At 57.7% G+C, this 24,189-nt stretch carries 21 protein-coding genes and 1 pseudogene; 12 read left to right on the forward strand and 10 right to left on the reverse strand.

The window, feature by feature from the left end; genetic code table 11:
* Positions 1 to 52: 52 nt before the first annotated feature.
* The gene (gene pepN / locus K5R89_RS09170) at positions 53 to 2,668 is read left to right on the forward strand and encodes an aminopeptidase N (RefSeq protein ID WP_087827855.1); all 2,616 of its coding nucleotides are present in this window, start codon (positions 53 to 55) and stop codon (positions 2,666 to 2,668) included.
* Between the two features lie 97 nt (positions 2,669 to 2,765).
* Here pepN and ssuB read toward each other — a convergent pair whose 3' ends face one another.
* The 5 genes and pseudogenes from ssuB to ssuE form a co-directional block, all read right to left on the reverse strand.
* Positions 2,766 to 3,539, reverse strand: coding sequence for an aliphatic sulfonates ABC transporter ATP-binding protein (ssuB, locus tag K5R89_RS09175; protein ID WP_023289039.1), 774 nt, complete (start codon positions 3,537 to 3,539; stop codon positions 2,766 to 2,768).
* Positions 3,536 to 4,327 carry an aliphatic sulfonate ABC transporter permease SsuC gene (gene ssuC, locus K5R89_RS09180; RefSeq protein WP_004201413.1) on the reverse strand — a complete coding sequence of 264 codons (792 nt, stop codon included), beginning with the start codon at positions 4,325 to 4,327 and terminating at the stop codon, positions 3,536 to 3,538. Before ssuC ends, ssuB begins: the two co-directional genes overlap by 4 nt.
* Before the next feature lie 10 nt (positions 4,328 to 4,337).
* The gene (ssuD, locus tag K5R89_RS09185) at positions 4,338 to 5,483 is read right to left on the reverse strand and encodes an FMNH2-dependent alkanesulfonate monooxygenase (RefSeq protein WP_023289041.1); all 1,146 of its coding nucleotides are present in this window, start codon (positions 5,481 to 5,483) and stop codon (positions 4,338 to 4,340) included.
* Positions 5,443 to 6,442: pseudogene (locus K5R89_RS09190) on the reverse strand (sulfonate ABC transporter substrate-binding protein). Before K5R89_RS09190 ends, ssuD begins: the two are co-directional and overlap by 41 nt.
* Positions 6,435 to 7,010, reverse strand: coding sequence for an NADPH-dependent FMN reductase (gene ssuE, locus K5R89_RS09195; RefSeq protein WP_050532906.1), 576 nt, complete (start codon positions 7,008 to 7,010; stop codon positions 6,435 to 6,437). The pseudogene K5R89_RS09190 and the gene ssuE overlap by 8 nt, the downstream one beginning before the upstream one ends.
* A 248-nt stretch (positions 7,011 to 7,258) precedes the next feature.
* Between ssuE and pyrD the strand changes: the two genes are divergently transcribed.
* Positions 7,259 to 8,269 carry a quinone-dependent dihydroorotate dehydrogenase gene (gene pyrD, locus K5R89_RS09200; RefSeq protein ID WP_004201417.1) on the forward strand — a complete coding sequence of 337 codons (1,011 nt, stop codon included), beginning with the start codon at positions 7,259 to 7,261 and terminating at the stop codon, positions 8,267 to 8,269.
* A 169-nt stretch (positions 8,270 to 8,438) separates the two neighbouring features.
* Positions 8,439 to 8,981, forward strand: a complete 543-nt coding sequence (gene zapC, locus K5R89_RS09205; protein WP_023289043.1) for a cell division protein ZapC — start codon at positions 8,439 to 8,441, stop codon at positions 8,979 to 8,981.
* Here zapC and K5R89_RS09210 read toward each other — a convergent pair.
* On the reverse strand, positions 8,978 to 10,087 hold the full coding sequence (locus tag K5R89_RS09210) for a YcbX family protein (protein ID WP_065812146.1): 1,110 nt from the start codon (positions 10,085 to 10,087) through the stop codon (positions 8,978 to 8,980). The two genes, zapC and K5R89_RS09210, sit on opposite strands and share 4 nt — an antisense overlap.
* Before the next feature lie 99 nt (positions 10,088 to 10,186).
* On the opposite strand from K5R89_RS09210, the gene rlmKL reads away from it, so the two are divergent.
* The 6 genes from rlmKL (at position 10,187) to rmf (ending at position 18,105) form a co-directional block, all read left to right on the forward strand.
* Positions 10,187 to 12,292, forward strand: coding sequence for a bifunctional 23S rRNA (guanine(2069)-N(7))-methyltransferase RlmK/23S rRNA (guanine(2445)-N(2))-methyltransferase RlmL (gene rlmKL / locus K5R89_RS09215; protein WP_064155425.1), 2,106 nt, complete (start codon positions 10,187 to 10,189; stop codon positions 12,290 to 12,292).
* Positions 12,293 to 12,304: 12 nt separating this feature from the next.
* Positions 12,305 to 14,212, forward strand: a complete 1,908-nt coding sequence (locus K5R89_RS09220) for an ABC transporter ATP-binding protein (RefSeq protein ID WP_023289046.1) — start codon at positions 12,305 to 12,307, stop codon at positions 14,210 to 14,212.
* A gap of 14 nt (positions 14,213 to 14,226) precedes the next feature.
* Positions 14,227 to 15,495 carry a membrane integrity-associated transporter subunit PqiA gene (pqiA, locus tag K5R89_RS09225; protein WP_023289047.1) on the forward strand — a complete coding sequence of 423 codons (1,269 nt, stop codon included), beginning with the start codon at positions 14,227 to 14,229 and terminating at the stop codon, positions 15,493 to 15,495.
* Positions 15,485 to 17,122 carry an intermembrane transport protein PqiB gene (gene pqiB / locus K5R89_RS09230; protein ID WP_032455284.1) on the forward strand — a complete coding sequence of 546 codons (1,638 nt, stop codon included), beginning with the start codon at positions 15,485 to 15,487 and terminating at the stop codon, positions 17,120 to 17,122. The genes pqiA and pqiB overlap by 11 nt, the downstream gene beginning before the upstream one ends.
* Positions 17,122 to 17,685 carry a membrane integrity-associated transporter subunit PqiC gene (pqiC, locus tag K5R89_RS09235; RefSeq protein WP_032455285.1) on the forward strand — a complete coding sequence of 188 codons (564 nt, stop codon included), beginning with the start codon at positions 17,122 to 17,124 and terminating at the stop codon, positions 17,683 to 17,685. The genes pqiB and pqiC overlap by 1 nt, the downstream gene beginning before the upstream one ends.
* 252 nt (positions 17,686 to 17,937) lie before the next feature.
* Complete coding sequence (gene rmf, locus K5R89_RS09240; protein ID WP_002898396.1) at positions 17,938 to 18,105, forward strand: ribosome modulation factor; 168 nt, start codon at positions 17,938 to 17,940, stop codon at positions 18,103 to 18,105.
* 68 nt (positions 18,106 to 18,173) lie between these two features.
* Here rmf and fabA read toward each other — a convergent pair whose 3' ends face one another.
* The gene (fabA, locus tag K5R89_RS09245) at positions 18,174 to 18,692 is read right to left on the reverse strand and encodes a bifunctional 3-hydroxydecanoyl-ACP dehydratase/trans-2-decenoyl-ACP isomerase (protein ID WP_004201428.1); all 519 of its coding nucleotides are present in this window, start codon (positions 18,690 to 18,692) and stop codon (positions 18,174 to 18,176) included.
* A 69-nt stretch (positions 18,693 to 18,761) separates the two neighbouring features.
* Positions 18,762 to 20,519 carry a Lon protease family protein gene (locus K5R89_RS09250; protein WP_217259082.1) on the reverse strand — a complete coding sequence of 586 codons (1,758 nt, stop codon included), beginning with the start codon at positions 20,517 to 20,519 and terminating at the stop codon, positions 18,762 to 18,764.
* Positions 20,520 to 20,704: 185 nt separating this feature from the next.
* On the opposite strand from K5R89_RS09250, the gene matP reads away from it, so the two are divergent.
* Complete coding sequence (gene matP, locus K5R89_RS09255; RefSeq protein ID WP_002898404.1) at positions 20,705 to 21,157, forward strand: macrodomain Ter protein MatP; 453 nt, start codon at positions 20,705 to 20,707, stop codon at positions 21,155 to 21,157.
* Positions 21,158 to 21,303: 146 nt separating this feature from the next.
* Here the strand turns inward: matP and ompA are convergent, their stop codons facing one another.
* The gene (ompA, locus tag K5R89_RS09260) at positions 21,304 to 22,374 is read right to left on the reverse strand and encodes a porin OmpA (RefSeq protein WP_044521956.1); all 1,071 of its coding nucleotides are present in this window, start codon (positions 22,372 to 22,374) and stop codon (positions 21,304 to 21,306) included.
* 352 nt (positions 22,375 to 22,726) lie between these two features.
* Positions 22,727 to 23,236: an SOS-induced cell division inhibitor SulA gene (gene sulA / locus K5R89_RS09265; RefSeq protein WP_023289052.1), complete on the reverse strand. Its 510-nt coding sequence runs from the start codon at positions 23,234 to 23,236 to the stop codon at positions 22,727 to 22,729.
* A gap of 25 nt (positions 23,237 to 23,261) precedes the next feature.
* On the opposite strand from sulA, the gene K5R89_RS09270 reads away from it, so the two are divergent.
* Both K5R89_RS09270 and K5R89_RS09275 read left to right on the forward strand, forming a co-directional pair.
* Complete coding sequence (locus K5R89_RS09270; RefSeq protein WP_156835198.1) at positions 23,262 to 23,567, forward strand: hypothetical protein; 306 nt, start codon at positions 23,262 to 23,264, stop codon at positions 23,565 to 23,567.
* 17 nt (positions 23,568 to 23,584) lie between these two features.
* Complete coding sequence (locus tag K5R89_RS09275; protein ID WP_023289053.1) at positions 23,585 to 24,181, forward strand: TfoX/Sxy family DNA transformation protein; 597 nt, start codon at positions 23,585 to 23,587, stop codon at positions 24,179 to 24,181.
* Positions 24,182 to 24,189 lie beyond the last annotated feature (8 nt).

A 24,189-nucleotide genomic window follows, 5' to 3' on the forward strand; every position in this document is an offset into this window, starting at 1 on the left:
ACAACAGGAATAGACTGGGACGACACTTTACCGAAGATGCTAAAGGTTTTTTATGACACAACAGCCCCAAGCCAAATACCGCCACGACTATCGTGCGCCGGAGTATCTGATTAGCGATATCGATTTGACCTTTGACCTGGATGCCGCAAAAACCGTTGTTACGGCCGAGAGCAAGGTCTCCCGCCATGCGGCTGCGTCTGATGTGCCATTGCGCCTGGACGGCGAAGATCTGACCCTGATTGCTCTGCAGGTGAACGGCCAGCCGTGGAGCGACTATAAAGAAGAAAACAATCAGCTGGTGATCGGCGGCCTGCCGGAGCATTTCACCCTGACCATCGTCAATGAGATCAGCCCGGCGGCGAACACCGCGCTGGAAGGCCTGTATCAGTCAGGCGAAGCGCTGTGCACCCAGTGTGAAGCGGAAGGTTTCCGCCATATCACCTGGTACCAGGACCGTCCGGATGTGCTGGCGCGCTTTACCACCAAAATTATCGCCGATAAAGCCAAATATCCGTTCCTGCTCTCCAACGGCAACCGGATGGCGGAAGGGGAACTGGAGAACGGTCGTCACTGGGTACAGTGGCAGGATCCCTTCCCGAAGCCGTGCTACCTGTTTGCGCTGGTGGCCGGTGATTTCGACGTCCTGCGCGACACTTTTACCACCCGCTCCGGGCGTGAAGTGGCGCTGGAATTGTACGTCGATCGCGGTAACCTCGACCGCGCGCCGTGGGCGATGACCTCGCTGAAAAACTCCATGAAATGGGATGAGGAGCGCTTTGGCCTCGAGTACGACCTCGACATCTATATGATTGTCGCCGTCGACTTCTTCAATATGGGAGCGATGGAAAACAAAGGGCTGAACGTCTTTAACTCCAAATATGTCCTGGCCCGCACCGACACTGCCACCGATAAAGACTATCTCGATATCGAGCGGGTGATTGGGCATGAGTATTTCCATAACTGGACCGGCAACCGCGTCACCTGTCGCGACTGGTTCCAGCTCAGCCTGAAAGAGGGGCTGACCGTGTTCCGCGATCAGGAGTTCAGTTCCGACCTCGGCTCGCGGGCGGTGAACCGCATTAACAACGTGCGCACCATGCGCGGGCTGCAGTTTGCCGAAGACGCCAGCCCGATGGCGCACCCGATCCGCCCGGATAGGGTTATCGAGATGAATAACTTCTATACCCTGACGGTCTATGAAAAGGGTGCCGAAGTGATCCGCATGCTGCACACGCTGCTGGGTGAAGAAAACTTCCAGAAAGGGATGCAGCTATATTTCGAACGTCATGACGGCAGCGCCGCCACCTGCGACGATTTCGTCCAGGCGATGGAAGATGCTTCTAACGTCGACCTGTCGCACTTCCGCCGCTGGTACAGCCAGTCCGGCACGCCGATTGTGACCGTCCACGACGACTATAACCCGGAAACCGAGCAGTATACGCTGACCATCAGCCAGCGCACGCCGCCGACCGCCGAGCAGGCTGAGAAACAGCCGCTGCATATTCCGTTTGCCATCGAGCTGTACGATAACGAAGGTAAGGTGATCCCCCTGCAGAAGGGCGGTCATCCGCTGCACCCGGTGCTTAATGTGACTCAGGCTGAGCAGACCTTCGTCTTTGATAATGTCTATTTCCAGCCGGTCCCGGCCCTGCTGTGCGAGTTTTCAGCACCAGTGAAACTGGAATACAAGTGGAGCGATCAGCAGCTGACCTTCCTGATGCGCCATGCGCGGAATGATTTCTCGCGCTGGGATGCGGCGCAGAGTCTGCTGGCGACCTACATCAAGCTGAACGTCAACCGTCATCAGCAGGGACAGCCGCTGTCGCTGCCGGTGCACGTGGCGGACGCCTTCCGCGCGATTCTGCTCGACGAGAAGATTGACCCGGCGCTGGCCGCCGAGATCTTAACCCTGCCGTCGGCCAACGAAATCGCCGAGATGTTCGCCATTATCGATCCTATCGCCATCGCCACCGTGCGCGAGGCGCTCACCCGCACCCTGGCGAACGAGCTGGCGGACGAATTCCTCGCGGTATATAACGCCAATAAGCTCGACAGCTACCGGGTGGAGCACGCCGATATCGGTAAGCGAGCCCTGCGCAATACCTGCCTGCGCTATCTGGCGTTCGCAGAGCCGACGCTGGGCGATAAGCTGGTGGCGGCGCAGTATCACCAGGCGGATAACATGACCGACGCGCTGGCCGCGCTGTCGGCGGCGGTTGCCGCTGAGCTGCCGTGCCGCGATGCGCTGATGCAGGAGTATGACGACAAATGGCATCAGGACGGCCTGGTGATGGACAAGTGGTTTATCCTGCAGTCCACCAGTCCGGCGGCCAATGTGGTCGAAACGGTACGCGGTCTGCTGAACCATCGTTCGTTCAGCATGAGCAACCCGAACCGCGTGCGGTCGCTCATCGGCGCTTTCGCCAGCAGCAACCCGGCGGCGTTCCATGCTGAAGACGGTAGCGGCTACCAGTTCCTGGTGGAGATGCTGACCGAGCTTAACCAGCGCAACCCGCAGGTCGCATCGCGACTGATTGAGCCGTTGATTCGTCTGAAGCGTTATGATGAGAAACGCCAGGCGCTGATGCGCGCCGCGCTGGAGCAACTGAAGGGGCTGAAGGATCTCTCCGGCGATCTGTACGAGAAAATCAGTAAGGCGCTGGCGTAACGGTGGCAAAATCCCCGGTTGCGCTCTCGCTTACCGGGGCTACAGCGCTGTGCGATTTGGTAGCCCGGCCGAGCGAAGCGCGGGCCGGGGACGTTAGTTAGCCATGACTAAACAAACGCGGTGCGCTCTCGCTCTTGCCGCGTTTCATCACCCGATCCAGCACCTCCGCCTCCAGCTCGGCCAGCTTCGCCGAACCGGTGCGCCGCGGTCGCGGAATATCCACGTTCAAATCGAGACCGATCTTCTTCTCTTCAATCAACAGCACCCGGTCGGCCATCGCCACGGCTTCGCTGACGTCGTGGGTCACCAGCAGGACCGTAAAGCCATGCTCCTGCCACAGGGAGACGATCAGCTCCTGCATCTCCAGACGGGTGAGGGCGTCCAGCGCCCCCAGCGGCTCGTCCAGCAGCAGCAGGCGCGGGCGATGGATCAGTGCGCGGGCCAGCGCAACGCGCTGCTTCTGCCCGCCCGACAGCGCCGCCGGCCACTCCTGCGCGCGGCTCTCGAGTCCGACGCTGGCCAACGCCTGCAGGGCGGCGTCGCGCCAGGCGCCTTTTAACCCCAGCCCCACGTTATCAATCACCGTTTTCCACGGCAGCAGGCGCGCATCCTGAAACATCATCCGGGTGTCGTCCTGGATCGCCGCCAGCGGCGTCGCGCCTGCCAGCAGCTCGCCGGCATTCGGCTTTTCCAGGCCCGCCAGCAGGCGCAGCAGGGTGCTTTTTCCGCCGCCGCTGCGGCCCACCACCGCCACAAACTGGCCGCTGGGGATATGCAGATCCAGCTCGTTAAGAATGGTGTTGTCGCCATAGCGTTTAGTCACCCCGTTCAGCAGCAGCGGGATACCTGGGTTCAGACGGGCAGTGTTCATGCGTTAGCCTCCTGAAGATGATACGCCGGGTTCCAGCGCAGCCAGAGCCGCTCCAGCAGCTGGGCGCTGACGTCGGCCAGTTTGCCAAGAATGGCGTAAAGAATGATGGCGACCACCACCACGTCGGTTTGCAGAAATTCACGCGCATTCATCGCCAGGTAGCCGATACCGGCGTTCGCCGAGATGGTTTCGGCGACAATAAGCGTCAGCCACATCAGACCGAGGGCAAAACGCACGCCGACCATAATCGAGGGCAGGGCGCCGGGTAAAATCACGTGACGGAAAAGAGCAAAGCCGGATAAACCATAGCTGCGCGCCATCTCCACCAGCCCACGGTCGATATTGCGGATCCCGTGCCAGGTATTGATATAGATCGGGAACAGGGTGCCCAGCGATACGAGGAAGATCTTGGCGGTCTCATCGATGCCGAACCACAAGATCACCAGTGGGATCAGCGCCAAGTGCGGCACATTGCGCAGCATCTGGATCGACGTGTCCAGCAGGCGCTCGCCCCAGCGTGACAGACCGCTGATCAGGCCGAGCACCAGTCCAATGGAGCCGCCGATGGCGAAGCCGACCAGCGCCCGCCACGAGCTAATGGCCAGATGCTGCCACAGCTCACCGCTGGCCGAGAGCGTCCAGAACGCTTTCAAAACGCCCTCCGGCGAGGGCAGCACCCGCGTCGACAGCCAGCCGACGGACGACGCCAGCTGCCAGACAATGACCGTTCCCACCGGCAGCAGCCAGGGGGCGAGGCGTAATAACAGGGGATGGGTTGATTTTGCCATCAGTGCCTCCTCAGCTCTGCGCCACTTTACGCGGGATAAACTCGTTGGCGACGGCTTCCCCCTGCAGACGCAGGTTGTGCGGCTGCGGAACAGATGGCACCGCGACGTCGAGCAGCGGGAACAGCAGCTCGCCGACCCGATACGCCTCTTCCAGATGCGGATAGCCGGAGAAGATAAAGCTATCGATACCCAGCGCGGCGTATTCATTGATCCGTTCGGCAACGGTAGCGGCATCGCCCACCAACGCGGTTCCGGCGCCGCCGCGCGCCAAACCGACGCCAGCCCACAGGTTGGGGCTGATTTCCAGCTTATCGCGTCGACCGTTGTGCAGCGCCGCCATCCGCTGCTGGCCGACGGAGTCGGTTCTGGCGAAGGCCGCCTGGGCGCGGGCGATAGTCTCATCATCCAGATGGGAGATAAGGCTGTCCGCCGCTTGCCAGGCTTCCTCATTGGTTTCCCGCACGATCACGTGCAGGCGGATGCCAAAACGCACCCGGCGACCGTGCCGGGCGGCTTTCTCCCGCACCTGAGCTATCTTCTCTGCCACCTGGGCCGGCGGTTCGCCCCAGGTAAGATAGAGATCGACCTGCTCAGCGGCCAGATCCTGCGCTACCTCAGACGATCCGCCGAAATAGAGCGGCGGACGCGGCTGCTGGAGCGGCGGGAACAGCAGTTTGGCGTCGCGAACGCGCTGATGCTTGCCGTTAAAGGTGACAGTCTCCCCCTCCATCAGCTTGCGCCAGATATGGGTAAATTCAGCCGAGGCCTCATAGCGCTCGGTGTGGTCGAGGAAGACACCGTCGCCTGCCAGCTCGGCGGGATCGCTGCCGGTGACCAGATTGAACAGCGCCCGGCCGTTCGACAGTCGGTCCAGGGTCGCCGCCTGGCGCGCGGCCACCGTCGGCGACACCACGCTTGGCCTCAGGGCGACAAGAAATTTCAGCCGCTGCGTTACCGGGATCATCGAGGCCGCAACCAGCCAGGCATCTTCACATGAGCGCCCGGTCGGGATCAGTACGCCGGTGAATCCCAGCCGATCCGCCGTCTGCGCGATTTGCTGCAGATAGCCGTAATCGACCGGACGGGCTCCCTCTTCGGTACCCAGATAACGACCATCACCATGGGTCGGTAAAAACCAGAACATATTCAGACTCATGATTTCGCTCCTTGTGCGGCGGCGGGCTGCCAGATGCGGGCCCGGATATCAACTTTTTTCGGCACCAGCTTGTTCTCATAGAACAGGTCGGCCGTCTGCTGCTGGCGAGCGGCGGTTTCAGCGCTCACCGGGGTAACCGAGGTGGGGGGACGATGGTCCAGGTAGCTGGCGATCACCGCTTCCGGTAATCCCATCGTTTTTGCCAGCAGCGTAATGCTTTGCGCACGCTGGCTATGGGTCAGGGCATCGGCCTGGGTAAAGGTATCGAGTACGCCCTCAATAAAGGCGCCATTGCGTTCAGCGTAAGGGCGGGAAGCGAGATAGAAGGATCCCGTCTGTTTCAGGTCGGTTCCGTCGGTCAGCACCCGGGCGCCGCCCTGCAGCAGCGCGGCGGAGTAATACGGATCCCAGATCGCCCAGGCGTCGACATTGCCCTGCTGGAAGGCGGCGCGCGCATCGGCGGGGGCGAGATAGACCGGCTGAATGTCGCTAAACTTCAAACCTGCGAGCTGCAGGGCGCGCAGCAGCAGATTGTGGGAGCTGGAGCCTTTCTGAAAAGCGACCTTTTTCCCTTTTAGCTCAGCCACGTTATGAATCGGGCTGCCCTGCGCCACCAGAATCACTTCCGCTTTGGGCTTTGGCGGTTCCGAACCGATATACACCAGATCGGCGCCGGCCGCCTGCGCAAAGATAGGCGGAATGTCGCCAGTGCTGCCAATATCGATGCTGCCGACGTTCAGCGCCTCCAGCATCTGCGGACCGGCCGGGAATTCAATCCACGAAATATGGGTTTGCGGGTAGCGCTGCTCCAGCAGCTGATGGCTTTTCGCCAGCACCATGCTGACGCTGCCTTTCTGATAGCCGATGCGCAGGGCGTCAGGCGCCGCCGGGGCGGCATGGCCCAGGGCGGAGAACAGCAGCAGCCCGCCGAGGGTCAGAGCGCGGAGAGGATTAAGCATGTTCCACCCCACGCAGAGACGTTAACGATGGGGCGCGGCTGCTGGGGCGATGCAGCGCCTGCCAGAAGGTCTCCAGGGCTTCATCGAGGCGCCGCTGCAGGTTCGGGGTGAACTGCGGCTTGTGCTGGTAATCGGTCACCTGGCTGTCGTCGGCGAAGACGCCATGGAGGATCTCCTGAGCCTTGAGGGCATTCAGCACCGGCTTCAGGGCGTAGTCCACCGCCAGCATGTGGGCGATGGTGCCGCCGGTGGCCAGCGGCAGCACGATTTTGCCCTCCAGCGCCCGCTCAGGAAGCAGGTCGAGCAGCGTTTTCAGGGCGCCGGAAAACGAGGCTTTATACACCGGCGTGGCGATGATCAGTCCGTCAGCCCCGGCCAGCTGCTCATTGAGCGTCTGCAGCGCCGGGTTGTCAAAGCGAGCGTACAGGAGGTCTTCCGGGGCAAAGTTCTGCAGATGCCAGTGGCAGACTTCGATATCGGCGGCGGCGAGCGTCTCTCTGGCGTATTCCAGCAGGGCGCTGGAACGGGAAGGGTAACGCGGGCTGCCCGCAAGCGTAATGACGCGCATCTCTCTCTCCTTATAACTAAATGTTTGCATTTATCTATAATTGATAACATTTGTAGTGAGTGTGACAGAGGGCCATTCTTTCCCTAAATGATTTATCCACCGTTAGATAGCCGAAAAGCGCATAACGGCGCGCGGGGAGGTAATCGTTTGCGCTGATGGGGGATTTTTTGTCGCAGGTCAATTCCCTTTCCGCAACAGATCGCACATAATACGCCCCCGGTTTGCACACCGGGAATCCAGGAGAGTTCATGTACTACCCCTTCGTTCGTAAAGCCCTTTTTCAGCTCGATCCTGAGCGCGCTCATGAAGTTACCTTTCAACAATTACGCCGTGTCACCGGGACGCCGCTGGAAATACTGGTTCGCCAGAAGGTGCCGGCCAGGCCTGTCACCTGCATGGGGCTGACCTTTAAAAACCCGCTGGGTCTGGCGGCCGGGCTGGATAAAAACGGGGAATGCATTGACGCGCTGGGCGCGATGGGTTTTGGATCCATTGAGATCGGCACCGTGACGCCGCGTCCGCAGCCGGGCAACGATAAGCCAAGGATCTTCCGTCTGGTGGATGCAGAGGGGTTGATCAACCGCATGGGCTTTAATAACCATGGCGTCGATAACCTGGTTGAGAACGTGAAGAAGGCGCATTTTGACGGCGTGCTGGGCATCAATATCGGCAAAAATAAAGACACGCCGGTTGAGCACGGGAAAGATGATTACCTGATTTGTATGGAAAAAGTCTATCCCTACGCCGGCTATATCGCCATTAATATCTCCTCGCCGAATACCCCGGGGCTGCGCACGCTGCAATACGGCGAAGCGCTCGATGATTTACTCTCCGGTATTAAAAATAAGCAGCTTGAGCTGCAGCAGAAGCATCAAAAATATGTTCCGGTCGCCGTGAAGATCGCGCCGGATCTTTTGCCTGAGGAATTGATCCAGGTTGCCGATAGCCTCGTGCGTCATAATATTGATGGCGTGATTGCCACCAATACCACCCTCGATCGTTCTCTGGTTCAGGGAATGAAACATTGCGATGAGACCGGCGGACTTAGCGGTCGTCCATTACAATTAAAAAGTACCGAAATTATCCGTATGCTTTCCGCTGAGCTCAATGGCCGCTTGCCTATCATTGGCGTGGGCGGTATTGATTCCGTGATTGCCGCGCGGGAAAAAATGGCCGCCGGAGCATCGCTGGTGCAGATCTATTCCGGATTTATTTTTAAAGGTCCGCCGCTGATTAAAGAAATTGTTACCCACATCTAATCTTTTCCTCCTCTGAATCCCACCCAGGGCTTTATTTCCGGCCCTGGTTGTTTTATATTCCCTCACTGTTGCTTATTTAAACATTTTAGACTTTTCTTAATTTTAGAAAATATTCTGCGGCAAGTCGCAACAACTTTGCAGAGGCGTATGAAAGGGGACAGGGGGAAAAATGCGGATTAAACCTGACGATAACTGGCGTTGGTATTACGATGAAGAGCACGACCGCATGATGCTCGATCTGGCCAATGGCATGTTATTTCGCTCGCGCTTCGCCCGGCGCATGCTGACCCCGGACGCTTTTGCCCCATCGGGATTCTGCGTCGATGACGCCGCGCTCTATTTCTCCTTTGAAGAAAAATGCCGCGATTTCGAGTTGTCGAAAGAGCAGCGGGCGGAATTAGTCCTCAACGCATTAACCGCGATCCGTTTTCTCAAACCGCAGATGCCGAAAAGCTGGCACTTCGTCGCCCATCCCCATCACTGGCAGCCGAGCGGCGGCGACGCGGCCTGCGTCTGGCTGAGCGATACCGGGGAGCAGGTCAATTTGCTGGTGGTGGAGCCGGGCGATAACGCCGCGCTTTGTCTGCTGGCCCAGCCGGGTCTCACGCTTGCCGGCCGCGTTATGCAGCTGGGCGATGTGATTAAAATCATGAACGACAGGCTGCAGCCGGCGCAAAGCGCGGTCAGCTACAGCCTGGGGCAGGCGGTTTAAGGCGCCAGGCGCAGGGCCGTTTTCGGCACGCAGCTGCAGGCGAGAATGGTGCCATCTCCGGCGACCGCATTTTTCTTTAACGGACTCACTTCCCCTTCTTCAAGACGGATGCGGCAGCTGCCGCAGATCCCCGCCCGACACGAGTAGGGTACGCGAATGCCCTGTTGCTCCAGTTGTTCCAGCAGCACCTGCTGGTTATTGCCGGTAAATTGTTGACCCTGCCATTCAATGGCAACCGTGGTCTGCTGCTGCGCCTCGGGAGCCGGGGTATCGTCGCTTTCGCCGGCGCCGTAGGCTTTCGCCGGGCCGCGGGCGAGGATTTCCACTTCATCCCCCACCCGGATCACGCCGCTGTTACGGGCAATCAGGTTCTGACCAAAGTCGACATCGCCATTATCCTGCGCGGTGCGGAAGCGCTTTAAGGTTTCCAGCGGCTCTCCGCTGGGATGTTTCTGCCCGCGCTCCGGACTGACGGTGGTAAAAATGCAGCGGCTGCACGGCTTGGCGACGTCAAATACCACCTCGCCGACGCGGATCACTTTCCAGCTGTCTTCATCCCAGGCCGCCGCGCCGGTGACCACGAGATTAGGCCGAAACTGTTCTATGCTTACGCTTGCCGGGCAGCGCTGCTGCAGGTCGCGCAGCGAGGCCTCGTTAGCCAGCAGGTAAGGGTAGCCGTCGGCGAAGGAGAGCGGTATCGCATCGTGGCGCTTCACCCGGCGGGTTAACTGTGGCCCCAGCCAGCGCAGCTGGACATCGCGATTGAAAAAGCCGCTGAGCCACTGATTAACGGCGGCGGGCGCGATAAGGGCGGTAAAATGGTTGCCCCAGACTTCTGTCGGCTCGGCCTGAGGGGCGAAATCGTTAAAACGCACCACGGCGCTGCTGCCGTCCGGTGCGGTCAGGTGAAGGCCATCATGCAGCGGCGCCGGAATAAATTTCACCATTTGCGGAAACTGACGGGCGGTAATAAAGGTGCCGTCGGTTTCGGTGACCATAAACAGGCGATCGAAGGCCAGGCCGCTGATATCGGCAAAGGCGTGGGTCAGGCCCATGCCGCGCATGGATTTAACGGGATGAATAAAAAGACGCGAGAGCGTTACCATACGCTGCCTCCGGGTTCCAAAAATAAGCCTATAACTTTATGACATAGGGCACATATTGGCTATAATGCGCACCAATTTTCTTTAAGTAAAAGTGACGATATGAATTCTCTGTTTGCCAGTACGGCTCGTGGGCTGGAAGAGCTGTTAAAAACTGAACTGGAAGGGCTTGGCGCGACGGACTGCCAGGTAGTCCAGGGCGGGGTCCATTTTCAGGGGGATACGCGCCTGCTGTATCAAAGCCTGATGTGGAGCCGGCTGGCTTCGCGCATCATGCTGCCGCTGGGCGAGTGTCGCGTATACAGCGATCTGGATCTGTACCTCGGCGTACAGGCCATTCCGTGGACGGAGATGTTCAACCCTGGCGCCACGTTCGCCGTGCATTTTAGCGGTCTCAATGAGGAGATCCGCAACAGCCAGTACGGTGCGCTGAAGGTCAAAGACGCCATTGTCGACAGCTTCACCCGTAAGAACCTGCCGCGCCCGAACGTCGATCGTGAGTCGCCCGATCTGCGGATCAACGTCTGGCTGAACAAAGAGACGGCGCACATCTCGCTGGATCTGAGCGGCGAAGGCCTGCACCTGCGCGGCTACCGCGATGGCACCGGTATGGCGCCGATCAAAGAAAACCTCGCGGCGGCGATCGTGATGCGCTCCGGCTGGGTGCCGGGCACCCCGCTGCTCGATCCGATGTGCGGCTCCGGTACCCTGCTGATTGAGGCGGCGATGCTGGCGACCGACCGCGCGCCGGGCCTGCACCGCGGCCACTGGGGCTTTGGCGGCTGGGCGCAGCACGACGAGGCCATCTGGAAAGAAGTGAAAGCGGAAGCGCAAACGCGCGCCCGTCAGGGGCTGGCGGCATATGGGTCACGCTTCTATGGCTCTGATGTCGACGAACGCGTCATTGACCGCGCCCGTCGCAACGCCCGTCGGGCCGGCATCGGCGAGCTGATCGATTTTGAAGTCAAAGACGTCGCCCAGCTGAATAATCCGCTACCGAAAGGCCCGTACGGCACCGTGATCAGCAACCCGCCTTACGGCGAGCGTCTGGAAAGCGAGCCGGCGCTGATCGCTCTGCACAGCCTGCTGGGCCGGATCATGAAAAGTCAGTTTGGCGGCTGGAACCTGTCGGTGTTCAGCGCCTCGCCGGAGCTGTTAAGCTGCCTGCAGCTGCGCGCCGACAAACAGTTTAAAGCCAAGAACGGCCCGCTGGACTGCGTACAGAAGAATTATCACCTGGCGGAGAGCGAAGGCGGCAAGCCGGCGATGCTGGCGGAAGATTTTGCTAACCGTCTGCGTAAGAACCTGAAGAAGTTTGAAAAATGGGCCCGTCAGGAAGGCATTGAATGCTATCGCCTGTACGATGCTGACCTGCCGGAATACAACGTGGCCATCGACCGCTACGCCGACTGGGTGGTGGTCCAGGAATATGCCCCGCCGAAAACCGTCGATGCGCACAAAGCGCGCCAGCGCCTGTTCGATATTATCGCCGCGACCATCGCCGTACTGGACATGGCGCCTAACAAGCTGGTGCTGAAGACCCGCGAGCGGCAGAAGGGGAAAAACCAGTACCAGAAGATGGCGGAGAAGGGCGACTTTATCGAGGTGCAGGAGTACAACGCGCGCCTGTGGGTCAACCTCACCGACTACCTGGATACCGGTCTGTTCCTCGACCACCGTATCGCCCGCCGTATGCTCGGCCAGATGAGCAAAGGCAAGGACTTCCTGAACCTGTTCTCCTATACCGGCAGCGCCAGCGTCCACGCCGGTCTCGGCGGCGCGCGCTCCACCACCACGGTGGATATGTCGCGCACCTACCTGGAGTGGGCGGAACGCAACCTGCGTCTCAATGGCCTGACCGGCCGCGCGCATCGCCTGATGCAGGCGGACGTGCTGGGCTGGCTGCGGGAGAGCACCGAGCAGTTCGATCTGATCTTTATCGATCCGCCGACCTTCTCCAACTCCAAACGAATGGAAGATGCTTTCGACGTCCAGCGCGATCACATTCGCCTGATGACCGATCTGAAACGTCTGCTGCGTAAAGGCGGCACCATTATGTTCTCGAATAACAAACGCGGTTTCCGTATGGATCATGACGGGCTGGCGGCGCTTGGCCTGAAGGCGCAAGAAATTTCGCAAAAAACGCTGTCGCAGGATTTTGCCCGCAACCGTCAGATCCACAACTGCTGGCTGATTACCGCAGCCTGAAAGGAATAAAGAATGTCACTGATTAGTATGCACGGCGCCTGGCTTTCCTTCAGCGATGCGCCGCTGCTGGATAATGCCGAGCTGCATATCGAAGATAACGAACGCGTCTGCCTCGTCGGACGTAACGGCGCCGGTAAATCGACCCTGATGAAGATCCTCAACCGCGAGCAGGGGCTGGATGACGGGCGCATTATTTATGAACAGGATCTGATTGTGGCGCGTCTGCAGCAGGATCCGCCGCGCAATGTCGCCGGTACGGTGTACGATTTTGTCGCGGAAGGCATCGCCGAGCAGGCGGCCTACCTGAAGGCCTATCATGACGTGTCGCATCAGGTCATGACCGATCCGAGCGACAAAAATTTAAATGAACTGGCGCGCCTGCAGGAGCAGCTCGATAACCTGGGGCTGTGGCAGCTGGACAGCCGCATTAACGAAGTGATTGAGCAGCTTGGTCTCGACGCCAACGCGCAGCTGGCATCCCTGTCCGGTGGCTGGCTGCGTAAAGCGGCGCTGGGCCGCGCGCTGGTCAGCGGGCCGCGCGTGCTGCTGCTCGATGAACCCACCAACCACCTGGATATCGAAACCATCGACTGGCTGGAAGGGTTCCTCAAAACCTTTAAAGGCACCATTATCTTTATTTCGCACGACCGCTCCTTTATCCGCAATATGGCGACGCGCATCGTCGACCTCGATCGCGGCAAGCTGGTGACCTACCCGGGCGATTACGATCAGTATCTGCTGGATAAAGAGGAAGCCCTGCGGGTTGAAGAGCTGCAGAATGCGGAATTCGACCGCAAGCTGGCCCAGGAAGAGGTATGGATCCGCCAGGGGATCAAAGCGCGCCGCACGCGTAACGAAGGCCGCGTTCGCGCCCTGAAGGCGATGCGTCGCGAGCGCGGTGAGCGCCGGGAAGTGATGGGCAGCGCCAGAATGCAGGTTGAAGAGGCTTCGCGCTCCGGCAAAATCGTGTTCGAAATGGAGAACGTCAACTACCAGGTTGATGGCAAAGTGCTGGTGAAAGATTTCTCCGCGCAGATCCAGCGCGGCGACAAGATTGCCCTGATTGGCCCCAACGGCTGCGGGAAAACCACGCTGCTGAAGCTGATGCTTGGCCAGCTGCAGGCCGACAGCGGGCGGATCCACGTCGGCACTAAACTGGAAGTCGCCTACTTCGACCAGCACCGCGCAGAGCTGGATCCGGATCGGACGGTGATGGATAACCTCGCGGAAGGTAAGCAAGAGGTGATGGTTAACGGTAAGCCGCGCCATGTGCTGGGCTACCTGCAGGACTTCCTGTTCCATCCAAAACGGGCGATGACCCCGGTGCGCGCGCTCTCCGGCGGGGAACGTAACCGCCTGCTGCTGGCGCGTCTGTTCCTGAAACCCAGCAACTTATTGATTCTCGATGAACCGACAAACGACCTGGATGTCGAAACGCTGGAGCTGCTGGAAGAGCTGATCGATGGCTATCAGGGCACCGTGATGCTGGTAAGCCACGATCGTCAGTTCGTGGATAACACCGTAACCGAATGCTGGATCTTCGAAGGCGGCGGTCGCATCGGCCAGTACATCGGCGGCTATCACGATGCCCGCGGCCAGCAGGCCCAGTCGTTGGCGCAGAAGCAGCCGGCAGCGAAAAAAACGATGGAAGTCGCTCAGCCAAAAGCAGAAACTGTCAAACGCGGTGGGAACAAACTAAGCTATAACCTGCAGCGCGAGCTGGAACAGCTGCCGCAGAAGCTGGAAGCTCTCGAGGCCGAACTGCAGACGCTGCAGGAACAGGTTGCCGATCCCGACTTCTTTGGACAACCGCACGATCGCACGCAGCAGGTGCTGGCAAAGCTGGCCGAAGCGGAACAGGCGCTGGAAGCAGCCTTTGAACGCTGGGAATATCTCGAAGGATTAAAGAACGGCGCCTGAGCCGAGGAGTTGTCATGTGCGATCATCATCATGCTGCGCGACATATTTTATGTCCCCAATGTGATTTGCTGGTGGCTTTGCCGCAGCTGGAGCATCGCCAGAAAGCCGCTTGTCCGCGCTGCGGTACAACGTTAACTACCACGTGGGACGCGCCTCGCCAGCGTCCCACGGCTTACGCGTTGGTCGCGCTGTTTATGCTGCTGTTGGCCAACCTGTTTCCATTTATCTATATGAAAGTGGGCGGGATCAGCAGCGAAATAGAGCTGTTGGAAATTCCCAATGTGTTATTTACCGAGGATTACGCCAGCCTCGGCACCTTCTTTTTACTCTTTGTGCAACTGGTACCGGCCTTTTGCCTGGTCACCATTCTGCTGTTGGTCAATCGGGTCAGGATGCCCGCTGGCCTGAAAGCGTTTCTGGCGCGAATTCTGTTTCACCTGAAGACGTGGGGCATGGCGGAGATCTTTCTTGCCGGCGTGCTGGTGAGCTTCGTTAAGCTGATGGCCTATGGCGATATCGGTATCGGTCTGAGCTTTGTTCCGTGGTGCATGTTTTGTCTGCTGCAGTTACGCACTTTCCAGTGCGTCGACCGCCGCTGGCTGTGGGATGATATTGCCCCCATGCCAGCCATTAGCCAACCGCTGAAGGTCGGAGTGGCCGGCATCCGCCAGGGGCTGCGCTCCTGCGCCTGCTGCACGGCGGTGTTACCCGTCGACCAGACGGTCTGCCCGCGCTGTCATAGTAAAGGAACGGCGCGGCGTAAAAACAGCCTGCAGTGGACGCTGGCCCTGCTGGTGACCTCATTTATCCTCTATCTCCCCGCCAATATTATGCCGATCATGATCACCGATCTGCTGGGCGATAAAATGCCGTCAACCATCATGGCCGGGGTAATTTTACTGTGGAGCGAGGGGTCTTATCCGGTGGCGCTGGTGATTTTTATTGCCAGTATTATGGTGCCGACGCTAAAGATGATCGCTATCGCCTGGCTGTGCTGGAATGCCAATGGCAACGGTGCGCGCGATTCGGAACGCATGCATCTGATCTATGAAGTGGTGGAATTTGTTGGCCGCTGGTCAATGATTGATGTTTTTGTCATCGCCGTACTCTCTGCGCTGGTGCGCATGGGAGGGTTGATGAATATCTATCCCGCCATCGGCGCGGTTATGTTTGCGCTGGTGGTGGTGATGACCATGTTTTCAGCCATGACGTTTGATCCCCGTTTACTGTGGGATCGTGAGCCAGATTCAAGCCATGAGGAAAGACAACAACATGGAAAATAAGAGCGGAGAAGCGAAAGTGCAGAAGGTGAAGAACTGGTCACCGGTGTGGATCTTCCCTATCGTCACTGCGCTGATCGGGGCGTGGATCCTGTTTTATCATTACAGCCATCAGGGACCTGAGGTCACGCTGATCACCACGAATGCGGAGGGGATTGAAGGGGGAAAAACCCGTATCAAGAGCCGTAGCGTGGACGTTGGGGTGGTGGAGAGCGCCACGCTGACCGACGATTTAACCCACGTGGAAATCAAAGCCCGCCTCAATTCCGGGATGCAGAAATTACTGCACAACGATTCCGTCTTCTGGGTGGTGAAACCGCAGGTAGGGCGCGAGGGGATCAGTGGCCTGGGAACATTATTGTCCGGGGCCTATATTGAACTGCAGCCGGGGTCGAAAGGTACGGTGCCGGAGCAGTATCCGCTGCTTGATTCTCCGCCGCTGGCCTCGCCGGACGCCAAGGGGATCCGTATTCTGCTGGAGAGCAGCAAGGCGGGCCAGCTGTCGCCAGGCGATCCGGTGCTGTTCCGCGGCTATCGCGTGGGGTCGGTGGAAACCAGCACCTTCGACACCCAGAAACGTCGTATCACTTATCAGTTGTTCATCAATGCGCCCAATGACCGCCTGGTAACCACCAATGTCCGCTTCTGGAAGGACAGTGGGATCGCTGTCGATTTGACCTCGGCGGGGATGCGCGTCGAGATGGGCTCGCTGTCGACGCTGTTTGGCGGCGGCGTGAGCTTCGATATTCCGGAAGGACTGGATCTCGGCGAGCCGGTGGCGAATAAAACGGAATACCATCTGTTTGACGATCAGAAGAGCATCCAGGATTCGGTCTTTACCGAACATATTGACTATGTGATGTTCTTCAAAGACTCAGTTCGCGGCCTGCAGCCCGGCGCGCCGGTAGAGTTCCGCGGCATCCGTCTGGGAACCGTCGGCAAAGTGCCATTCTTCATCCCCGGTCTGAAGCAGCGTTTGAACGACGACTATCGCATTCCGGTGGAAGTGCGGGTTGAACCGCAACGTCTGATTAACCAGCTGGGCGGCGATCCGAATATTCGCGCCCACATTGACGATCTGATCAACCGCGGACTGCGCGGCTCGCTGAAAACCGGCAATCTGGTGACCGGCGCGCTGTATATCGATCTCGACTTCTATCCGAAGGCGCCGCCGCGCGGGAAAATGCAGGAGTTTAACGGCTATCCGATTATCCCGACCATCAGCGGTGGTCTGGCGCAGATCCAGCAGCGTCTGATGGATGCGCTGGATAAGATTAATAACCTGCCGCTCAATCCGTTGCTGGAGCAGGCGACGAGCACCCTGGCGCAGAGCGAGAAGACCATGCAGCACGTGCAGACCACGCTGGATAGTCTGAATAAGATCACCTCCAGCCAGTCGATGCAGCAGTTGCCTGCCGATATGCAGACGACGCTGCGCGAGCTGAACCGCAGCATGCAGGGCTTCCAGCCGGGCTCCGCGGCCTACAATAAGATGGTGGCCGATATGCAGCGTCTGGATCAGGTGCTGCGCGAGCTGCAGCCGGTCCTGAAAACGCTCAATGATAAGAGCAATGCGCTGGTATTTGAGGCGAAGGATAAAAAAGACCCACAGCCGAAGGGAGCGAAATAATGAAAAAATGGTTACTCGCGGCAACCGTATGCGTGCTGACGGCATGCAGTAGCGGCGGCGAAAGCAAAACGTATTACCAGCTGCCGGTGGCGCAGGGCGGCGCACAGCGCGCCGCCAGCCAGGGGGCACGTCTGCTGTGGGTTGAGCAGGTCAGCATCCCGGATTATCTGGCGGGTAACGGGGTGGTCTACCAGACCACCGACGTACAGTATGTGATCGCCAATAATAATCTGTGGGCCAGCCCGCTGGACCAGCAGCTACGCACCACGCTGGTGGCGAACCTGAGCCAACAGCTGCCGGGCTGGGTGGTGTCATCCCAGCCGCTGGGTAGCGAACAGGATACGCTCAACGTCGCGGTCAACGGCTTTCACGGACGCTACGACGGGCGGGTTATCGTCAGCGGTGAGTGGCTGCTGAAGCATCAGGGGCAGCTGATCAAGCGCCCGTTTAACATCGTGCTTAAGCAGGATCAGGATGGATATGATGCGATGGTCAAGACCCTGGCGCAGGCGTGGAGCCAGGAGGCGGCAGCCATTGCCAGCGAGCTTAACCGTCTGCCATAAGTAAAATTCATCACGCTGATCTGCCGCGCGGTTCATCTGAGCCGCGCGGCTTTTTTTTGTCAGGTCAGTTCGTTACCGGCCGGTGTGCCAGGTGAACAAAAAATGAACTCTTATATAGGTCACAAATATGACAATGGCGTGAATTTTGCGCATTGACGTCGCCTTCATTTCGCGGTATTCGTTACCCGTGGCTGCACAATTTGCGACCACTGTTTTCTTTTCCACCAGATCAAAGAATGAGGGAAACGAGGCATGAAGAGACAAAAACGAGATCGCCTGGAACGGGCACATCAACGCGGATATCAGGCGGGTATCGCAGGAAGATCGAAAGAAATGTGTCCATACCAGAGCTTGAATCAACGCTCATGGTGGCTGGGAGGCTGGCGAGAAGCCATGGAGGACAGGGTACTAACGGCCTGACACTGTCTCTTTAAAAAAGAAGCCTCCGCATAGCGGGGGCTTCGCCTTTTAATCGCTGCTGAACGTTATCAGAAAGCGGAAGTATCCTGGAACAGACCCACTTTCAGATCGCTTGCGGTGTAGATCAGACGATCGTCAACCAGCACTTCTCCATCCGCAAGGCCCATAATCAGACGACGGTTAACGATGCGTTTGAAGTGGATGCGGTAGGTCACTTTTTTCGCGGTCGGCAGAACCTGCCCCGTGAATTTCACTTCGCCAACGCCCAACGCACGGCCTTTGCCTTCGCCGCCGAGCCAGCCGAGATAGAAACCTACCAGCTGCCACATGGCATCCAGGCCCAGGCAGCCCGGCATCACCGGATCGCCGATAAAGTGGCAACCGAAGAACCACAGGTCCGGGTTGATGTCGAGTTCGGCCTCAACATAACCTTTGTCGTAGTTACCACCGGTTTCGGTCATTTTGATGACGCGGTCCATCATCAGCATGTTTGGCGCCGGCAACTGCGGGCCTTTCGCGCCGAACAGTTCACCACGACCAGAGGCAAGAAGATCTTCTTTTGTATAGGATTCGCGTTTATCTACCATGTTTTCAGTAAGCCTTATTTTAAGTTCGGGACGCAGGATAGCTAACACGTGTAAGCTGAACAAGTCCGATCAGTTAGAACTTGTCCCACCTAACCAGCGTAGCGGCCACGGAAAACGATGGCGAGTCTCCTGCTGGGTCGCCTGCGCTATCCGCTCCTGAATGGTTTGTCGCAGCGTCTGTCCTTCACCGTCCCACATCAGCTGGGTCAACATTGGCAGCGCTTCGGTAATATCGTCTATTGCCCAGATAGCAAACTGATTGTCGGCAACGGCCTGACGCAGCTCGTGGGTCAGACTAAGATGGCGAACGTTGGCGGCAGGGATAATCACGCCCTGTTTTCCGGTGAGACCGCGCTGCTGACAGATTGTGAAGAAACCTTCAATTTTTTCATTCAGTCCGCCTACCGGCTGCACACGACCAAACTGGTCGACGGAGCCGGTGATCGCGATGCTCTGATTAATCGGCACGTTGGCCAGCGCGCTGATTAAGGCGCAAAGTTCCGCCATGGAGGCGCTGTCGCCATCCACTTCACTGTAGGACTGTTCAAAGGTCAGCGAAGCGGAGAAGGGGAGTTGTTGCTCCAGCTCCAGCTCGGACATCAGAAAAGCCTGCATGATCATCATGCCTTTCGCATGGATGTTGCCGCCCAGCTCGGCTTTGCGTTCGACGTCGATAAACTCGCCGTCGCCAATGTGCACGACGCAGCTGATGCGCGAAGGTTCGCCGAAGGCGCGTGGATGACCGGGGAATTCAATGACCGAGAGGGCGTTGATCTGCCCGACGCATTCGCCTTCGGTTTCAATCAGGATCTGTTCCTGCAGGATTTCATCCTGCATACGCTCCGCCAGGTAGCCTTCACGCCACTCCCGGCGCGCCAGCATCGTCTGCATCGCTTCGCCGGTAATCTCTTCGCCTTCGCAGAAGGCGGCAGACTCACGCAGCTGGCGGGCTATCCATAGCGGGCTGAGCGGCAGGGTCTCCTGGTCGCCGGTGTAGCGCGTCCCTTCATCGATCAGCAGTGGCCAGGCATCGCTCGCCGGGCCCGGTAGCTCCAGCTGCTGCGCATTCTGCCATACCCACTGGCACCAGGCCTTCAGCGTATCGGCGTCCGCAAACTGCAGGGTGTCTTCATACTCGCTATAGATAGCCTGGGCAGAGAGCTCTGGCTCCATTTCCTGGAAATCGGCCAGCGATTCGCGTTCGCCCACCAGCATGACTTTCAGGCTCAGCGGCATGGAAGGGATGCTGACCGGCAGCGGCCGTGATTCATCAATGGAGAGCCAGTCAAAGCGCTGACGGGTCACCATATTTTTCAGGCGCATCCACAGCAGCGGTTGCGCCAGTAATGCGCGTAGTGAGAGCACCAGCACGCCGCCGTTGGCCTGATGGACCAGGCCAGGCTGGAGTGTGATTTCACCATTAAACTGGCGTACGCAGCCAAACAGCTGTTCCGCCTCCAGCCAATCGGCCGCCACGACCGAAGCGGTACTGGCAAAATTATCTTCAGCGCGTTGCGCCGGCGTGAGCGTCACGTGAGCGCCGTTAACCTCATAGCGAACTCCGTGAAGCGGTGCGGCAGGCTCGTGCAGCGTGCGAGTTTCAGCCGCCAGCCATTGCAGATATTCCGGCTCCTCAGGGGCTTTCACCAAAATGAAGGAGGAGACTGCCGGGGTGTACAGCAGTTGCTCAAGCGCATAGAACAACCGCGGCTGCAGATCGCCCGAGAGGGAGGGGGCCGGATGAGAGAGTTCAGCTTGAGCAAACAGCGCCTGGTAAGGTTCCAGATCAGGCGCAAGGTCGGTTCGGGTCAGTTTCGTAATGGTCAAAGTCGCTGTTTTTTAGTTAGATGTAAAGCGCGCAATTATACCTGATGCCGCGTCTGAGCACACGGAGGATTATGGCTACCCCGATGATTACCCGGCCATCCACATCACGAATAATGATTTATATTCAGCACATCAGGAAAAAACTGATATCCTGAAATGAGTTACACGGTCACATTGAGATCGCAATGAAATATCAACAACTGGAAAATCTTGAAAGCGGCTGGAAATGGAAATATCTGGTAAAGAAGCACCGGGAAGGTGAGCTGATTACCCGCTACATTGAGGCCAGCGCTGCGCAAGCTGCGGTAGATGACTTGCTGACGCTCGAGAATGAACCTGTGCTGGTGCATGCCTGGATTGAGCAGCATATGAATCCGGCGCTGATGAACCGCATGAAACAGACCATCCGTGCGCGACGGAAACGCCATTTTAACGCCGAGCATCAGCATACGCGTAAGAAGTCGATCGACCTTGAGTTTGTCGTCTGGCAGCGCCTTGCCGGTCTGGCGCAGAGGCGAGGGAAAACCTTGTCCGAAACCATCGTCCAGCTGATTGAGGATGCTGAGCATAAAGAGAAGTATGCCAGCAAAATGTCGAGCCTGAAGCACGATCTGCAGGTTCTGTTAGGTAAGGAATAGCGGGCTGCCCGTTCAGTGGTGACTAAGGCGCAGGTCGCTCCACACAGGCTATCATCCGCCTCTAACGGCCATCAGTCTTTAGCCGCTAAAGCGAGCGAGAAGACATAAAAAAACCCGCCGAAGCGGGTTTTTTCATCAGTTATAACTTAAGCCGCAGGCTGAGTTACAACTTCTTTGTAGCCTTTAACTTCGATCTCTACACGACGATCCGGAGCCAGGCAGTCGATCAGGGCAGCGCGAGCTTTCACGTTGTCACAGGTGTTGCCAGTAACCGGGTTGGATTCACCCATGCCGCGAGCGGAGATTTTGCCAGCCGGGATGCCTTTAGCAACCAGGTAGTCAACAACGGACTGAGCACGTTTCTCAGACAGCTGCTGGTTGTAAGCTTCGGAACCGATGCGGTCGGTGTAGCCCAGAACAACAGCGGAACCGTCTTTCGGATCCATGTTGCTCAGCTGGGTGTACAGCTGATCCAGAGCCTGCTGACCTTCCGGTTTCAGGGTTGCTTTGTTGAAGTTGAACAGTACGTCAGACTTCAGGGTGAAGTGCTTGGTCGCCACTTCCGGAGCCGGAGCCGGAGCCGGAGCTACAACCGGTGCAGCATCTTCCTGACCGAAACGGTAGGAAACGCCCAGGCTCAGCATGCCGTTATCAGGACGGGTACCCACAGTGCCCGCGTCGCCGATGTTGTTAACCCACTGGTATTCCAGACGGGTAGCGATGTCACGAGTAACAGCCCACTCTACGCCGCCAGCAAATACTGGGGAAACGCCAGTGTCGTGTTCGCTACGGGAAACGCCGGTAGAAGCGTAGTTGCCTTTGGAGTCAGCGCGCCAAACCATGCCGCCCAGACGGGTGTAGATGTCCAGATCGTCAGTGATCGGGTAACCCAGTTTAGCGGTCAGCTGAACGCCCTGAGCTTTGAAAGCACCGTTGTCAACGCTGCCTTTATATGCCATACGGCCCAGCCAGTCGTAACCCATTTCGAAACCGAGGTACGGGTTAACCTGGTAACCACCGAACGCACCAGCACCGAGCTGATCGTTACGGGTCGGACCATTGTTGCCCTGGAAACCGTTACCGTAGAAACCGGTGTCGTGATACTGGGACCAACCCAGTTTACCACCTGCATACCAGGTGTTATCTTTCGGAGCGGCCTGCGCTACGGTAGCGAAGCCAGCCAGTGCCACTGCAATCGCGATAGCTGTCTTTTTCATTTTTTGCGCCTCATTATCATCCAAAATTCGCCATGAAGTTACAAAAGACCTCACGGTTAAATCCTTCACCGGGGGCGTGACTTGTTGTTAACTATGCTGATACATGCAGCGTAAGCCGATCACCCCTGGCGATGTAAAGTCTACAACTTAGTTCGAAACTTACAAGTGTGAACTCTGTCAGGCATATGAAAAAAAAGGGTTGTGTACACAATATTTAACAAATGTGGTTGATTTTCGTACACGAAAAAAAGGCACAAATGCCCGTGTGGCAGGCATTCCGCGAAAAAAACCTTAAAAAACGCTGTGCCATTACTACCGGTAAAAAAAATTCCAGGAATAATCCTAATTTCACTCAATGATACAAATTTGAGTGAATTTTTAGCCCGCTGAGTTGTCTGCCGAGCGTGCCCTGATTTCGGACCGGGCGCATGATGAATCCCATCGCGCAGCCTTCCTGGGCTGCATGCACCAGACGCTCATGTTCGTCAGCGGTTAACTCCTCCGCAAGCCAGCAGATAACCACACTATAGTTACCGGTACGCAGGGCGCGGATCATCGAGTCTAAAGTGTGACTGGGGGAGAGCTGGCTAATTTGCATGACCTTAGACAGCGGCAGACCGGCGGACTGAACCCACTCGCGGCTAAGCTTTTGCTGCGGCGTAAGCCACAGCTGCCAGCGAGACTGTTGACCCAACTGCTGTAATAAAGGTAGCAACAACAACTGTGTCATCATGGGTTGATCTTCACGATAGACAATTTCACTGATCAGCCCATTGGCGGCCTGTTCGCCAGAACGATGAGCGTAGTGGGCTGCCGGAGCAGAGGCCTGTGCTGAACGGTTTGCATGAGCTGAAGTAAACATAGTCTATCCCGCCTGTAGTTACTGTATGCATATACAGTATATCCACCAGGGGAAAAGATCAACCGCAATTTGTCATTTTGCTGGTGGAAATTTAATCGCTTTCAGCCATCCTGACGGTACAGGTTTGCGGCTACTCGCAACACCATCCTTAACACCGGCTAATCCTTTTTCTCCTGTCTGCCAGTTGCAGCAACAGCTGCAATTTTCTGAAAGCGTCTCGCAAAACCGCATTCTGGTGGAAAAGCAGGCAAAAATCATCTTGCTGCTGTCAGGGAAGTCCCTTATGTTTTCCCTTAGCGGATCCGTTAACAACTTAAGTTTAATTACATGATTCACAAAGGAATGATCATGAGAAAACTCGTATGTCCGCGGCTCCCGCAATTTCAGGCCTGCGTCTCTCCGCTGGGTCAACTTCACTCTCGCCCCCTGTTTGGCGGCTACAGCCTGGCTATCGAAGATACCGTGTTTGCGATGGTGGCAGAGGGGAATATTTATCTAAAGGCCTGCGAGCAGAGCGCTGCCTATCGGGTAGAACACCATAATCCTTTATTGATGCTGCGCCGACACGGGCGCATCGTGCCGCTAAAGTATTATCAAATCGACGATGCCTTGTGGCGCGATGAGAAACAGCTTTTCCGCTTGTCGCTGATGTCGTGGCAGAGCGCCCAGCGTGAAAAATATCGCCGCCGGTCGTCGGGACGCCTGAAGGATTTACCCAATATCAGTTTTCATATGGAATTGCAGCTGATTCACTCGGGCATACCAGACGTGTTAGCACTACGGGAGGTGGGCGCCCGCCAGGCCTGGCTAAAGCTGCGCGAGAATAATGCTTCCCTATCGCACAACGTCTTGCTGGCGCTGGAGGGGGCTATCGTTGGCGTTCATGCCGCCGCGCTCCCGACGCCACGGCGTCAGGAGCTTCTGGAATGGGCGTCTGCGCGCTAATGGACAAC

The organism is Klebsiella sp. TF21-TM (genome assembly GCF_019753495.1).
GTDB lineage: Bacteria > Pseudomonadota > Gammaproteobacteria > Enterobacterales > Enterobacteriaceae > Klebsiella > Klebsiella quasipneumoniae.